Source organism: Streptomyces sp. E-08, assembly GCF_049913095.1.
Classification (GTDB): domain Bacteria; phylum Actinomycetota; class Actinomycetes; order Streptomycetales; family Streptomycetaceae; genus Streptomyces.
The window spans coordinates 6064585-6078423 of record NZ_CP183971.1 but is presented as its reverse complement, the minus strand read 5'-3'; the positions used below and the strand labels follow the sequence as shown (position 1 = coordinate 6078423).

Annotated in this window: 14 protein-coding genes; 6 read left to right on the top strand and 8 right to left on the bottom strand. The window is 70.9% G+C overall.

What is annotated here, in order from left to right; all coding sequences use genetic code 11:
• Window positions 1-92 precede the first annotated feature (92 nt).
• From ACN9MM_RS28175 to ACN9MM_RS28145, 7 genes are all read right to left on the bottom strand, one after another.
• Window positions 93-572 carry a hypothetical protein gene (locus tag ACN9MM_RS28175; RefSeq protein WP_426366472.1) on the bottom strand — a complete coding sequence of 160 codons (480 nt, stop codon included), beginning with the start codon at window positions 570-572 and terminating at the stop codon, window positions 93-95.
• 113 nt (window positions 573-685) lie between these two features.
• Window positions 686-2104, bottom strand: coding sequence for an NAD(P)/FAD-dependent oxidoreductase (locus ACN9MM_RS28170; RefSeq protein ID WP_426366470.1), 1419 nt, complete (start codon window positions 2102-2104; stop codon window positions 686-688).
• A 37-nt stretch (window positions 2105-2141) separates the two neighbouring features.
• Window positions 2142-2936: an ABC transporter permease gene (locus tag ACN9MM_RS28165; protein ID WP_187623001.1), complete on the bottom strand. Its 795-nt coding sequence runs from the start codon at window positions 2934-2936 to the stop codon at window positions 2142-2144.
• Complete coding sequence (locus tag ACN9MM_RS28160) at window positions 2936-3862, bottom strand: ABC transporter permease (protein ID WP_426366468.1); 927 nt, start codon at window positions 3860-3862, stop codon at window positions 2936-2938. The genes ACN9MM_RS28165 and ACN9MM_RS28160 overlap by 1 nt, the downstream gene beginning before the upstream one ends.
• Window positions 3859-5028 (bottom strand): ABC transporter ATP-binding protein, encoded by a 1170-nt coding sequence (locus tag ACN9MM_RS28155; RefSeq protein WP_426366466.1) that lies wholly within the window; start codon window positions 5026-5028, stop codon window positions 3859-3861. Before ACN9MM_RS28155 ends, ACN9MM_RS28160 begins: the two co-directional genes overlap by 4 nt.
• A 43-nt stretch (window positions 5029-5071) precedes the next feature.
• A complete protein-coding gene (locus ACN9MM_RS28150; RefSeq protein ID WP_426366465.1) occupies window positions 5072-6319 on the bottom strand; it encodes a polyamine ABC transporter substrate-binding protein in 1248 nt (415 codons plus the stop codon).
• A gap of 49 nt (window positions 6320-6368) precedes the next feature.
• On the bottom strand, window positions 6369-7883 hold the full coding sequence (locus ACN9MM_RS28145) for a gamma-aminobutyraldehyde dehydrogenase (protein WP_426366463.1): 1515 nt from the start codon (window positions 7881-7883) through the stop codon (window positions 6369-6371).
• 175 nt (window positions 7884-8058) lie between these two features.
• Between ACN9MM_RS28145 and ACN9MM_RS28140 the strand changes: the two genes are divergently transcribed.
• Window positions 8059-8607 (top strand): NADAR family protein, encoded by a 549-nt coding sequence (locus ACN9MM_RS28140; RefSeq protein WP_426366462.1) that lies wholly within the window; start codon window positions 8059-8061, stop codon window positions 8605-8607.
• 55 nt (window positions 8608-8662) lie between these two features.
• Here ACN9MM_RS28140 and ACN9MM_RS28135 read toward each other — a convergent pair whose 3' ends face one another.
• Window positions 8663-9364 carry a DUF4190 domain-containing protein gene (locus ACN9MM_RS28135; protein ID WP_426366461.1) on the bottom strand — a complete coding sequence of 234 codons (702 nt, stop codon included), beginning with the start codon at window positions 9362-9364 and terminating at the stop codon, window positions 8663-8665.
• A gap of 75 nt (window positions 9365-9439) precedes the next feature.
• Here ACN9MM_RS28135 and ACN9MM_RS28130 point away from each other — a divergent pair, with 75 nt between their 5' ends.
• Genes ACN9MM_RS28130 through ACN9MM_RS28110 form a run of 5 tightly spaced genes read left to right on the top strand, consistent with a single transcriptional unit; the run spans window position 9440 to window position 13793 of the window.
• Entirely contained in the window at window positions 9440-10471 is a 1032-nt protein-coding gene (locus tag ACN9MM_RS28130) for an adenosine deaminase (RefSeq protein ID WP_426366460.1), read from the top strand.
• Window positions 10472-10490: 19 nt separating this feature from the next.
• Window positions 10491-11180 (top strand): glycerophosphodiester phosphodiesterase, encoded by a 690-nt coding sequence (locus tag ACN9MM_RS28125; RefSeq protein WP_426366458.1) that lies wholly within the window; start codon window positions 10491-10493, stop codon window positions 11178-11180.
• Window positions 11177-11956 (top strand): SAM-dependent methyltransferase, encoded by a 780-nt coding sequence (locus tag ACN9MM_RS28120; RefSeq protein WP_426366457.1) that lies wholly within the window; start codon window positions 11177-11179, stop codon window positions 11954-11956. Before ACN9MM_RS28125 ends, ACN9MM_RS28120 begins: the two co-directional genes overlap by 4 nt.
• Window positions 11956-13092: a sensor histidine kinase gene (locus ACN9MM_RS28115; RefSeq protein ID WP_426366455.1), complete on the top strand. Its 1137-nt coding sequence runs from the start codon at window positions 11956-11958 to the stop codon at window positions 13090-13092. The genes ACN9MM_RS28120 and ACN9MM_RS28115 overlap by 1 nt, the downstream gene beginning before the upstream one ends.
• Window positions 13089-13793 (top strand): response regulator, encoded by a 705-nt coding sequence (locus tag ACN9MM_RS28110; RefSeq protein ID WP_426366454.1) that lies wholly within the window; start codon window positions 13089-13091, stop codon window positions 13791-13793. The genes ACN9MM_RS28115 and ACN9MM_RS28110 overlap by 4 nt, the downstream gene beginning before the upstream one ends.
• Window positions 13794-13839: the final 46 nt, after the last annotated feature.

The following is a 13839-nucleotide window of genomic DNA, read 5'->3' as shown; positions in this document are numbered from 1 at the left end:
CCTCCGGGGGTGGGGGAATCGAGGTGGAGCGCGCCACAGCATGGTCCAGACCAATCAAGTGGTCAAGACCTCTGTACGGCCCGGAGCTCTGCTCAGATCCCGCTCGGCCCCCTTCCGTCCCTTGCCAGCCCGCCTGCCGCCTCGTGCATCGCCAGCTCCAGGAGCGAGGCGTCGGTGAGGGTACCCAGGCCGTCCGGCGCCACCAGCCAGCGCGCGGCACCGGTCACCCGCCCCGGGTACGGGACGACGATCCAGGTGCCGGAGCCCGCGCCGCGCACCCCGGTGCCGAGCCAGCGGGCGGCGGTTCCCGGCGGGACGAAGAAGCCCGTCCGGGCGTCACCGAAGTCGGCCAGGACCGGGCCCGGCCGGTCCACGAGACGGGTCAGCACGTCGAGCGTGGGATGCCCGAGCTCCCCCGGCAGGATCAGTACGTCCCAGCGCCTGCCGGCCGGCAGCAGGGCGACCCCGTGGGGGTTGCGCTCCCACTCCCACCGGCAGGCCTCGGGATCCGGTGCGACCGCGGCCAGCCACTCCACCGCGGCCCTGACGCCCGAAGCCCCCGTACCAGTCATCGCGACGATCTCCTCTCCGTGTGGACACGGTGTCCACACGGAGAGAGCGGGTACGGGGGCTTCTCTTACGCGACTTCGACTACTCGCCGGTTGTGACCTGCGTCACACGGCCGTCAGCTGTCGAAGCCGAGGCCGAGCCGGTCCATGGCCTTCAGCCACAGGTTGCGCCGGCCGCCGTTCTCGTCGGCGCGGGCGAGCGACCACTTGGTGATGCCGATGCCGGCCCAGGCGACCGGCTCGGGCGGGAACGGCAGCGGCTTCGAGCGGACCATCTCCAGGTCGGTGCGCTCGGTGCGCTCCCCCGCCAGCAGGTCGAGCATCACGTCCCCGCCGAAGCGGGTGGCGCCGACGCCGAGGCCGGTGAACCCGGCCGCGTACGCCACCTTCCCCTGGTGGGCCGTGCCGAAGAAGGCCGAGAAGCGCGAGCAGGTGTCGATCGCGCCGCCCCAGGCGTGGCTGAAGCGGAGCCCCTCCAGCTGCGGGAAGCAGCGGAAGAAGTGCTCGGCGAGCCTGAGGTACGTCTCCGGGCGGTGGTCCATCTCGGCGCTGACCTTGCCGCCGAACGGGTAGATGGCGTCGTAGCCGCCCCACAGGATGCGGTGGTCGGCGGTGATCCGGAAGTAGTGGAACTGGTTCGCGGAGTCGCCGAGTCCCTGCCGGTTCTTCCAGCCGATCGAGGCGAGCTGCTCAGGACTGAGGGGCTCGGTCATCAGGGCGTAGTCGTAGACCGGGACGGTGTACGCCCGGACCCGCTTGACCAGCGACGGGAAGACGTTGGTGCCGAGCGCGACCCGGCCGGCGACGACCTTGCCGTACGGGGTGCGGACGCCCATCCCGGCACCGACCGACACCAGCTGGAGGCCGGGGGTGTTCTCGTAGATCCGGACGCCCAGGTCGAGGCAGGCCCGCTTCAGGCCCCAGGCCAGCTTGGCCGGGTGGAGCATGGCGACGCCGCGCTTGTCCCACATGCCGCCGAGGAAGGTGGGCGAGTCGACCTCGGCCCGTACGGCGTCCCGGTCGAGGAGTTCGACGCCGTCCGCGAGCCCGAGCCGGTCGAGCTCCGCGTACACCTCGGCCAGTTCCTCGACCTGGTACGGCTCGGTGGCGACGTCGATCTCGCCGGTGCGCTCGAACTCGCAGTCCAGCGCGTAGCGGGCGACGGTCTCCTCGATGGCGTCGAGGTTCCGCTCGCCGAGCTCCTCCAGCTTCGCCAGCTCGCCCGGCCAGCGGGCGAGGCCGTTGCCGAAGCCGTGCGTGAGGGAGGCCGCGCAGAAGCCTCCGTTGCGGCCCGAGGCGGCCCAGCCCACCTCGCGGCCTTCGATCAGTACGACATCCCGGGAGGGGTCGCGCTCCTTGGCGAGGAGCGCGGTCCACAGTCCGCTGTATCCGCCGCCGACCACGAGGAGATCGCACTTCTCGGTGCCGGTGAGGGCGGGCAGGGCTCCGGGCTTGCCGGGGTCTTCCAGCCAGAAGGGGACGGGCTGGGCGTCGGAGAGAGATTGTGCAGCGAGACGCATGGCGACTGGGGCCATGGTTTCCAACTCCTTCGGTGCCTGAGACGGCTTTCGCTCAGGCTGTTGCTGTTTTCTTGCGCCGGTTCGTAATGATCTGCCCGGCCACGACCACCAGTACCGCGAGGACGAACATCGCGGTGCCGATGACGTTGATCTGAACGGGGGTTCCGCGCTGCGCCGAGCCCCAGACGAACATGGGGAAGGTGACGGTGGAGCCCGCGTTGAAGTTGGTGATGATGAAGTCGTCGAACGAGAGCGCGAAGGCGAGCAGCGCGCCGGCGGCGATGCCGGGCGCGGCGATCGGCAGGGTCACGCGCAGGAAGGTCTGCGTCGGCCCCGCGTAGAGGTCGCGCGCGGCCTCCTCCAGGCGCGGGTCCATGGACATGACGCGGGCCTTGACCGCCGTCACGACGAACGACAGGCAGAACATGATGTGGGCGATCAGGACCGTCCAGAAGCCCAGCTCGATGCCCATGTTGAGGAAGAGCGTCAGCAGCGAGGCGGCCATGACGACCTCGGGCATCGCCATCGGCAGGAAGATCAGCGAGTTGATCGCGCCGCGCGCCCGGAAGCGGTAGCGGACCAGTGCGAAGGCGATCATCGTGCCGAGGACGACCGCGCCGACCGTCGCCCAGGCGGCGAGCTGGAGCGAGAGCGAGAGTGACTCGCACATGTCGGCGACGCCGCAGGGGTCCTTCCAGGCGTCGAGCGAGAACTCCTGCCAGGAGTAGTTGAAGCGTCCCTTCGGCCTGTTGAAGGAGAACGCCATCACCACGAGGTTCGGCAGGATCATGTACGCGAGCGTCAGCAGGCCCGCGATGACGACGAGGTTGCGTCGTATCCAGCGCATCAGACCAGGTCCTCCGTTCCGGCGCGGCGGATGTACACGGTGACCATGCCCAGCACGATCGCCATGAGGATGAAGGAGAGCGCGGCCGCCGTCGGGTAGTCGAGGACCCGCAGGAACTGCGACTGGATGACGTTGCCGACCATCTTGGTGTCCGTCGAGCCGAGCAGTTCGGCGTTGACGTAGTCGCCGCTCGCCGGGATGAAGGTGAGCAGGGTGCCGGAGACGACACCGGGCATCGACAGCGGGAAGGTCACCTTGCGGAAGGTGGTGGCCGGGGAGGCGTACAGGTCCTGCGCGGCCTCGTGCAGCCGGCCGTCGATCCGCTCCAGGGAGGTGTAGAGGGGCAGGATCATGAACGGCAGGAAGTTGTACGTCAGACCGCAGACCACCGCCATCGGGGTGGCGAGGACACGGTCGCCCTCGGTCCAGCCGAGCCAGCTGGTGACGTCCAGGAAGTGGAGGGCGTTGAGCGCCTCGACCACCACGCTGTCGTCGGCCAGGATCGTCTTCCACGCGAGCGTGCGGATGAGGAAACTGGTGAAGAAGGGGGCGATGACGAGGACGAGGAGCAGGTTCCGCCAGCGGCCGGCCTTGAAGGCGATCAGGTACGCCAGCGGGTAGCCGAGCAGGAGGCAGAGGAGGGTCGCGGTCCCGGCGTACAGCAGGGAGCGGACGAACTGCGGCCAGTACTCCTGGAAGGCCTCCCAGTACGTCTGGAAGTGCCAGGTGACCGCGAAGCCCTGCTCCAGGGAGCCGGTCTGCACCGAGGTCGAGGCCTGGTAGACCATGGGCAGCGCGAAGAAGACGACCAGCCAGATGATGCCGGGAAGCAGCAGCCAGTACGGGACGAGCCGCTTGCGGGTGGAGGGCTTGCGCAGAACCGGTTCCTCCGCCGGAGGAGCGGCTTTCTCCAGGGTTGTCGTCACGAGGCGTCCTCCACCGTCTCCACGCCCGCGTCGATGTCCTGCGCGGCGTCGAGGCCGAAGGTGTGGGCCGGGTTCCAGTGCAGGACGACCTCGGCGCCGGGACGCAGTCGCGCGTCCCTCTCGATGTTCTGCTCGTAGACCTGGAGCTCCGCGCCCGCCGGGCTGTTCACCACGTACTGGGTGGAGACGCCGATGAAGGAGGAGTCGACGATCCGGCCGGTCACCCGGTTGCGGCCGTCGGCTATCGAGCCCGCGTCGTCGGCGTGCGCGAGCGAGATCTTCTCGGGGCGGACTCCCACGAGCACCTTGCCGCCCCGTCGGACGGCGGAGGTACAGCGGTCCCCGGGCACCTTGAGCTTGCCGCCGCCGGCCGTGACGATCACGTCGGCGCCGGTCTCGGCGACCTCGGCCTCGATCAGGTTCGAGGTGCCGAGGAAGTTGGCGACGAAGGTGGTCTGCGGGTTCTCGTACAGGTCGGCGGGGGCGCCGAGCTGCTCGACACGGCCGCCGTTCATGACCGCGACCTGGTCGGCCATGGTCATGGCCTCCTCCTGGTCGTGGGTGACGTGCACGAAGGTGATGCCGACCTCGGTCTGGATCCGCTTGAGCTCCAGCTGCATCTGGCGGCGCAGCTTGAGGTCGAGGGCGCCGAGCGGCTCGTCGAGGAGCAGCACCTGCGGGTGGTTGATGAGCGCGCGGGCCACGGCGACGCGCTGCTGCTGGCCGCCGGAGAGCTGGTGCGGCTTGTGGTGGGCCTTGTCGCCGAGCTGGACGAGCTCCAGCATGTCGTCGACCTGCTTCTTCACCGACTTGACGCCGCGGCGGCGCAGGCCGAAGGCGATGTTCTCGGAGATGTCCATGTGCGGGAAGAGCGCGTAGGACTGGAAGACGGTGTTGACCGGCCGCTTGTACGGCGGGAGGTCGGTGACGTCCTTGTCGCCGAGGAAGACGGTGCCGGTGCTGGGGTCCTCCAGGCCGGCGATCATGCGCAGGGTGGTGGTCTTGCCGCAGCCGGAGGCGCCGAGCAGGGCGAAGAAGGAACCCTGCGGGACGGTCAGGTCCAGCGGGTGGACGGCGGTGAACGAGCCGTACGACTTGCTGATCCCGGTGAGACGGACGTCGCCGCCGCCCGCGTTCGTTCCAGTGTGAGCAGTCTTGTCAGTCATGGGTTGTGGTCCCAGGGAGTGAGAGAGGTGGACGAGGCCGGACTCAGGCGCCGATGAGCTTGGCGAACTTCTCCTCGTACGCCGTCTCCTCCGCGCTGGTGAGCGAGCGGAAGGCGTGCGACTTCTTGGCCATGGCCTTGTCCGGAAGGATCAGCGTGTTGTCCGCGAGCTCGGGGTCGATCTTGGCGAGCTCGTCCTTGACCCCGTCGACGGGGCACACGTAGTTGATGTAGGCGGCGAGCTGGGCCGCGACGGGAAGCTCGTAGTAGTAGTCGATGAGCTTCTCGGCGTTCGTCTTGTGCCGGGACTGCGCGGGGACGAGCAGGTTGTCGCTGGAGGTGATGTATCCGGCGGACGGTATGGAGTACTTGATGTCCGGGTTGTCGGCCTGGAGCTGGATGATGTCGCCGGCCCAGGCCAGACAGGCCGCGATGTCGCCCTTGTCCAGGTCGGAGGTGTAGTCGTTGCCGGTGAAGCGGCGGATCTGCTTCGTGTCGACGCCCTTCTGGAGGCGCCCGATCGCCGCGTCGAAGTCGGCGTCCGTGAACTTCCCCGGGTCCTTGCCCAGGTCGAGCAGGGTCATGCCGACGGAGTCGCGCATCTCGGTGAGGAAGCCGACCCGGCCCTTGAGCGAGGGGTCGTCGAGGAGCTGCGTGACCGAGTCGACCTTCTTGCCGCCGGTCGCCTTGGAGTTGTACGCGATGACGGTGGATATGCCCGTCCACGGGTACGAGTAGGACCGGCCCGGGTCCCAGTCGGGGCGGCGGAACTGCCCGGACAGGTTCGCGTACGCGTTGGGCAGGTTCGCCGGGTCGAGCTTCTGCGCCCACCCGAGCCGGATGATGCGGGCGGCGAGCCAGTCGGTGACGCATATCAGGTCGCGGCCGGTGTCCTGGCCGGCCGCGAGCTGCGGCTTGATCTTGCCGAAGAACTCGACGTTGTCGTTGATGTCCTCGGTGTACTTGACCTTGATCCCGGTGCGTTTCGCGAACGCCTCCAGGGTCGGGCGGGACTTCTCGTCCTCGCTGACGTCCATGTACTCGGTCCAGTTGGAGAAGGCGACGCTCTTCTCCTTGGCCGAGTCGTCGGTGGAGGCGGGGCCCTGGCCCTCCCGCTTGGCGGGCGGGATGCCACAGGCGCTCAGGCCGGCGAGACCGCCGACCGTGAGCGCGCCGACGCCGCCCGCGCGCAGCATCGAACGGCGGCTGAGGGCGCCCCGGCCGCTCGTCAGGCTGCGGCGTATCGCCGCCAGCTGCGCGGCCGACAGGCTGTCGGGCTCGTACTGCTCCATGCGCTGTGCCCTTTCGGGATGGGTGGGCCGCTGGTCGGGCGGCAGTCTGTTATCGGTCCCCGAAGATCGTGCGGTGCCAGTCCTTCGCAGCCACCGCGGTGTTGTCGAACATCACGTGCTTGACCTGCGTGTACTCCTCGAAGGAGTACGCCGACATGTCCTTTCCGTACCCGGAGGCCTTGGTGCCGCCGTGGGGCATCTCGCTGATGATCGGGATGTGGTCGTTGACCCACACACATCCCGCCTTGATCTCCCGCGTGGCACGGTTGGCCCGGTAGACGTCACGGCTCCAGGCGGAGGCGGCGAGGCCGTACGGGGTGTCGTTGGCGAGCCGGATGCCCTCGTCGTCGCCGTCGAAGGGCAGGGCCACCAGGACCGGACCGAAGATCTCCGACTGCACGACCTCGCTGTCCTGTGCGGCGCCGGTGATCAGGGTGGGTCGGTAGTATGCGCCGTTCTTGAGCTCTCCACCAGGGGCTTCGCCTCCGGTGACGACGGTGGCGTAGCCGCGGGCGCGCTCGACGAAGCCGGCGACGCTGTCGCGGTGGCGGTGACTGACGAGCGGTCCGAGGTCGGTGCCGGGCGCGAAGGGGTCGCCGACGCGGACGGTCTCCATGAGCTCGGCGACCCGGGCGACGAAGGCGTCGAAGAGCGGGCGCTGGACGTACGCGCGCGTGGCGGCGGTGCAGTCCTGGCCGCTGTTGATGAGGGAGGCGGCGACGGCGCCCCGGGCGGCGGCCTCCAGGTCGGCGTCGTCGAAGACGAGGAACGGGGCCTTGCCGCCGAGTTCGAGGTGGAGCCGCTTCACGGTGGCGGTGGCGACCTCGGCGACCCGCTTGCCGACGGGGGTGGAGCCGGTGAAGGAGGTCATGACGACGTCGGGGTGGCCGACGAGGTGCTCGCCGACGACCCTCCCGGAGCCGCTGACGATGTTGATCACGCCGTCGGGAAGGCCCGCCTCCTTCGCCGCCATCGCGAACATCAGCGAGGTCAGCGGGGTCAGCTCGGCCGGCTTCAGGACGATCGTGTTGCCCGCGGCGATCGCCGGGAGGATCTTCCACGCGGCCATCTGGAGCGGGTAGTTCCAGGGGGCGATGGAGCCGACGACGCCGAGCGGCTCGCGCCGGATGTACGAGGTGTGGTCGGCGGAGTACTCGGCGGCCGACTGGCCCTGGAGGTGGCGGGCGGCGCCCGCGAAGAAGGACGTGTTGTCGATCGTGCCGGGCACGTCGAACTCGGTGGTGAGCTTGAGGGGCTTGCCGCACTGGAGCGACTCGACCCGGGCGATGTCCTCGGCCCAGTCGGCGAGCACGCCCGCGAGGCGGTGCAGCGCGTCGGAGCGCTCGCCGGGGGTGGCTCCCGCCCAGGCGGGGAAGGCGGCCTTGGCCGCGGCGACGGCCTCGTCCACGTCGGCGGTGGAGGCGAGCGCGTACGTGTAGACGCTCTCCCCCGTCGCCGGGTCGATCACGCTGTGTTCCTGACCTGAGGTTCCGGCGCGGAGCTTTCCGCCGATGTACTGCGCGCCGTCCGCGAAGCGGTCCGTCACCTGGAAGCGGTTGCTCATGACGCTCTCCGTTGTCCCAGCTCGAATTGAGTGCCGATCCTGGCATGGGGATAGTGGTCCAACAAGTGATTCCGTTGTTGCCTTTTGGTTACGCGACGGATTCGGTCGACCATGTGTCGAGGCGGCCGGAAAATCTCCGTACGGAGTGTCCGTGGCGGATGCCAGACTCGCATGTATGACCAAGATCGAAGAGCTGACACAGCAGGTCACCAGGGGTGACCGGGTGAAGTGGCTGCATTTCTGGGGCCACCGTCCGCACCCCGACGGCCGCCTTTCGGCGAGCTGTCTGAGCCAGTGGTGGCCGGCACCCTTCGTGGTCGACGGCGTGGGCTACGCGACCGCCGAGCACTGGATGATGGCGGCCAAGGCCCGCCTCTTCCGGGACGCCGACGCCGAGCGGGCCGCGCTGACCGCCCGTACCCCCGCGGAGGCCAAGAAGGCGGGCCGGCTGGTGCGGGGCTTCGACGACGCCGTCTGGGAGCGGGAGCGCTACGGGATCGTCGTCGAGGGCAGCGTCCACAAGTTCTCCTCGGACGAGGCCCTGCGCGCGTACCTCCTGGGCACCGGCGAGCGCGTCCTGGTGGAGGCCAGCCCGCTGGACCGGATCTGGGGCATCGGGCTCGCCGCGGACGCCCCCGGGGCGCACGACCCGGCGCGCTGGCGCGGGCTCAATCTGCTCGGGTTCGCCCTGATGGAGGCGCGGGAGCGGCTGCGCACCGCCTGACGCATGCGCGAGGGGCCCCGCACCGTCGGTGCGGGGCCCCTTCACACGGCTGCGCTCAGTGGCCGTCGCCCTCGATCTGGAGGACCGAGGCGAACGGGTCGTCGGACCCGGAGTCCTCGAAGGACGTGGAGTCCTGGGAGATCGCCCAGATCATGAAGCCCAGGAACACGGCGCTCACCAGCGTGCCGATCGAGCCGAGCACGATGCCCGCGATCGCCATGCCCCGGTTCGTCGCCTCGCCCCGGCCAGCCTTCTTCAGGCCTATGATGCCGAAGATCAGCGCCAGGATGCCGAGGATCACGCCCAGGCCGTACATGCAGAAGCCCGCGACGGCGATGATGCCGAGCACCATCGCGGCCGTGCCCATGCCGTTGGACGGGGACTGCTGCCAGCCGGGCTGGCCGTACGGCGATGCGTATCCGGGGTAGCCGTAGCCGCCGGACGTGTCCGCCGGGTAGCCGTAGCCGGAGGCGCCCGGGGCCGGGGCCGCGGCCGGGTAGCCGTAGCCGCCGGGCGTGTCCGCGGGGTAGCCGTAGCCGGGCGTGGCCGCCGGGCCGCCGGGGGCGACCGGGGGCGGCGGGACGTCGCCCGCCGGGGCTCCCGGCGCGGCCGGGAAGGACGTCATCGTCGGCTGGTCGTGCACCGGCGGGGGCGACGGCGTCGCCGGCTTGCTCAGTTCCACCCCGTCGCGGTTCGGCGGAGCCCAGGGGTCCGCCGGGTCGTAGCCGCCCTGCGGCCGGTCTCGGTTGTCAGACATGGGCCTCCCCCATCGTGGTCACGCCATGCTACGACCTCACCCCGGAGGGGGATCCGCCCGGCCTACGATGATCCGATGACCGATCTCCACCCTTTCATCGCGGGGCTCCCCAAGGCCGAGCTGCACGTCCACCACGTCGGTTCCGCCTCGCCGCGGATCGTCGCCGAGCTCGCGGCCCGGCACCCCGACTCCAAGGTCCCCACGGACCCCGAGGCGCTCACCGACTACTTCACGTTCACGGACTTCGCCCACTTCATCGACGTCTACCTGTCGGTCGTCGACCTGGTCCGCACCCCCGAGGACGTCCGGCTGCTGACCTTCGAGGTCGCCCGGGACATGGCCCGGCAGAACATCCGGTACGCCGAGCTGACCATCACCCCGTACTCCTCCACCCGCCGCGGCATCGACGAGCACGCCTTCATGGCGGCCATCGAGGACGCCCGCAAGGCCGCCGAGACCGAGTTCGGCACGATCCTGCGCTGGTGCTTCGACATCCCCGGCGAGGCCGGCCTCGTCTCCGCCGAGGAGACCGCGCGGCTCGCCACCACCGACGGGCTGCGCCCCGAGGGCCTGGTCTCCTTCGGCCTCGGCGGCCCGGAGATCGGCGTGCCGCGCCCGCAGTTCAAGCCGTACTTCGACCTGGCCCGCGCGGCCGGCCTGCACTCCGTCCCGCACGCGGGCGAGACGACCGGCCCGGAGACCGTCTGGGACGCGATCCGCGACCTGGGCGCCGAGCGCATCGGCCACGGCACCAGCTCGGTCCGGGACCCGGAGCTCCTCGCGTACCTCGCCGAGCACCGGATCGCCCTGGAGGTCTGCCCGACGTCGAACATCGCGACCCGGGCCGTCGCCACCCTGGAGGAGCACCCGGTCCGGCAGATGGTCGACGCCGGGGTCCTCGTCACGATCAACAGCGACGACCCGCCCATGTTCGGCACGGACCTCAACAACGAGTACGCCGTCGCCGCCCGTCTCCTCGGCCTCGACGAGCGCGGTGTCGCCGCCCTCGCCAAGAACGCCGTGGAGGCCTCCTTCCTCGACGCGGCCGGCAAGGCGGGGATCATGGCCGAGATCGACACGTACACGAACGACTGGCTGGCGCGCTGACGCCGACGAGAATGGGGCCATGCGCCCTGTCACTGCCGTAGGCCACCGCGGCGACCCGTACCGCGTCCGTGAGAACACGCTCCCCTCGATCGCCTCGGCGATCGAGCAGGGGGCGGACGCGGTCGAGATCGACGTCCGGCTGACGGGGGACGGGGTGCCCGTCCTCCTCCACGACGACACCCTGAAGCGCCTGTGGGGTCACGACCGGCCCCTCTCGGGCCTCACGCACGAGCTGCTGCGCGAGCTGACCGGCGGCGGGGTGCCGACCCTCCGCGACGCCCTGCTCACCGCCGGGGACCACCGGCTGATGCTCGACCTGCCGGGCGGGAACGAGGACTCGGTCCGGGAGATCGTCCGCACGGTCCGCGAGTGCGGGGCCGGGGAGCGCGTCTATTACTGCGCGGGCGCCGTGGCGATGCTCCAGGTGCGGGCCGCCGATCCGTCCGCCGAGATCGCCCTGACGTGGACCTCGCTCGCCCCGCCCCGGCCCGTGCTCCTCGACGCCGTCCGGCCGAAGTGGCTCAACTACCGCTTCGGTCTGGTGAGTCGGGCCCTGACCGAGCGGGTCCACCGGGACGGGCTGCTCGTCTCGGCCTGGACCGCGGACACACGGCGCACGATGCGTAAGCTGATCGGGAACGGGGTCGACTCGGTCACCACGAACCGGGTCGACGCACTCGCCGCCGTGCTCCGAAGGACACAGACATGAACGACCGGATCCGGACCGACATCGCCCACAACGCCCGGGTGTGGAACTACTGGCTGGGCGGCAAGGACAACTATCCGGTGGACCGGGCGGTCGGCGACCAGGTCACCGGCTTCTACCCGAGCATCGGCGAAGTGGCCCGCGCGGACCGGGCGTTCCTCGGGCGGGCGGTCACGCATCTGGCGGCCGAGGCGGGCGTCCGCCAGTTCCTGGACATCGGTACGGGCCTGCCGACCGCCGACAACACCCACGAGGTGGCGCAGCGGGTCGCCCCCGACGCCCGGATCGTCTACGTCGACAACGACCCGATCGTCCTCACGCACGCGCGTGCGCTCCTGACGAGCGCGCCCGAGGGCGTCACGGAGTACGTCGACGCCGACGCCCACGACCCGGAGCGGATCGTCGCGGCGGCCGTCGGGACGCTCGACCTCTCCCGTCCGGTCGCGGTGATGATGCTCGGCATCCTCAACTTCGTCCTGGACACCGACAAGGCCCGGTCGATCGTGCGGACCCTGATGGCCGCCATGCCCTCCGGCAGTCATCTGGTGCTCACCCACCCGACCCTGGAGCCGGAGCTCGGCGGCGAGGGCAACAAGGCCGCGATGGACTTCTGGAACGAGAACGCGACCCCGCCGATCACCGCCCGCACCCGCGAGGAGTTCACCTCCTTCTTCGACGGACTCGACCTCCTGGAGCCGGGCGTCGTCTCCTGCTCCCGCTGGCGCTCCGGGGCGGGCGCCGTGGTCGCGCAGTTCGGTGCGGTGGGCCGCAAGCCGTAATGGGCATACGGGGGATGCGGGAGCTGCGGGAGCTCCGCACATGGGGGGCCGCCCATCCACGGGCGGTGGACATCGGCCTGGCGCTCGTCGTGCAGGCCGCGATGACGATGCCGTTCGTGGTGCCGCGCGGGCCCGAGCTCGAACCGGCGACCTGGCCCGCGTACGGGCTGACGACGCTGACCGTGGTGCCGCTGGTGTGGCGGCGGCGCGCGCCGATGGCGGTGCTGCTCGCGATCCTGGCGACGAGCGCGCTGTACAAGCTGGCGGTCGAGGGGCCGGGGCAGCCGCTGCCGTACACGGGCCTGGTGAGCGTCTACACGATCGCGGTGCTCGCGCCGCCGTGGCAGCGGCTGGTGACGGCGGGACTCATGCTGGTCGCGGTGCCGGCGTCGGTGTGGCTCAACACCCAGTCCGCGCGCGAACTGACCTTCTCGCTCTTCGTGTTCGGCGCGGCCTACGCGTTCGGGCGGCTGACCGATGCCCGGCAGCGGGCGCAGGCCGTGGAGTCGGAGCGGGCGGCGGCGCGTGAACGGGCCAGGATCGCCCGGGAGATGCACGACATCCTCTCGCACGCGGTGAGCCTGATGATCGTGCAGGCGGAGGCCGGACCGCTGGCCGTGCGGGCCGCGCCGGAGCGGGCGGAGGCCGCGTTCGACGCGATCTCGGCCGCGGGCCGCGACGCGATGACCCAACTGCGCGGGATGCTGGGCGTGCTGCGGGAGGGCGAGGACGCGCCGAGGGCGCCGCAGCCCGGGATCGGCGACCTCCCCGTGCTCCTGGAGCGGGTGCGGGACGGCGGTCTGGCCGTCGGGTACGCGACGGAGGGCGGGGTGCGGGCGCTGCCCGCGGCGACCGGCGCGAGCGTCTACCGGATCGTGCAGGAGGCGCTGACGAACGTGGTGAAGCACGCGAAGGCCCGTACGGCCGACGTCCGGCTCGCCCACGCCGACGGGATCCTGCGGGTCACCGTCACCGACGACGGGCGCGGCCCGCAGGGCGGCCCCGGCGGGCACGGACTCGTGGGCATCCGGGAACGGGCCGCCGCGCACGGCGGGACGGCGGAGACGGGCCCGGGACCGGGCGGCCGGGGATTCGAGGTGCGGGTCCTGCTGCCCGTGGGGGAGGAGAAGAGATGACGATCCGGGTGGTGGTCGCGGACGACCAGGAACTGGTGCGCAGCGGCTTCGCGATGATCCTGGACGCGCAGCCCGACATCGAGGTGGTGGCGGAGGCCGGGGACGGGGCGGAGGCCGTCGAGGCGGTGCGCCGGCTCGCGCCGGACGTGGCGCTGCTCGACATCCGGATGCCCCGGACGGACGGCATCGAGGCCTGCCGGGCGATCAGCGCGGAGTCCGGCTGCCGGACCGTGATGCTGACGACCTTCGACACCGACGCGTACGTGTACGAGGCGCTGCACGCGGGCGCGAGCGGCTTCCTCCTCAAGGACGTGCGGCGGGACGACCTGGTGCACGCGGTACGGGTGGTGGCGGCCGGCGACTCGCTGCTCGCGCCGTCCGTGGCGCGGCGGCTCGTGGAGCAGTACACGGCGGGCGGGCCCCGCAGGTCCGACCCCCGGCTCGACGTCCTCACGGGCCGGGAGCGCGAGACGCTGCTGCTGCTCGCCCGGGGTCTCTCGAACGCGGAGATCGCGGCGGAGTTGGTGGTCAGCGACCACACGGTGAAGACGCACGTGGGGAACGTGCTGGCCAAGCTGGGGCTGCGGGACCGGATCCAGGCGGTGATCTGCGCGTACGAGACGGGCCTGGTCGCGGCGGGCTCTCCCCCGCCCGGGGGAGGCGCCGGGGACGCTCCCTCCCCCGCGCCGGGGAGGAACTGACCGGCCGAAGACCGCCGGTGCGGGCGATCCGCCGATCGCCGCAGGT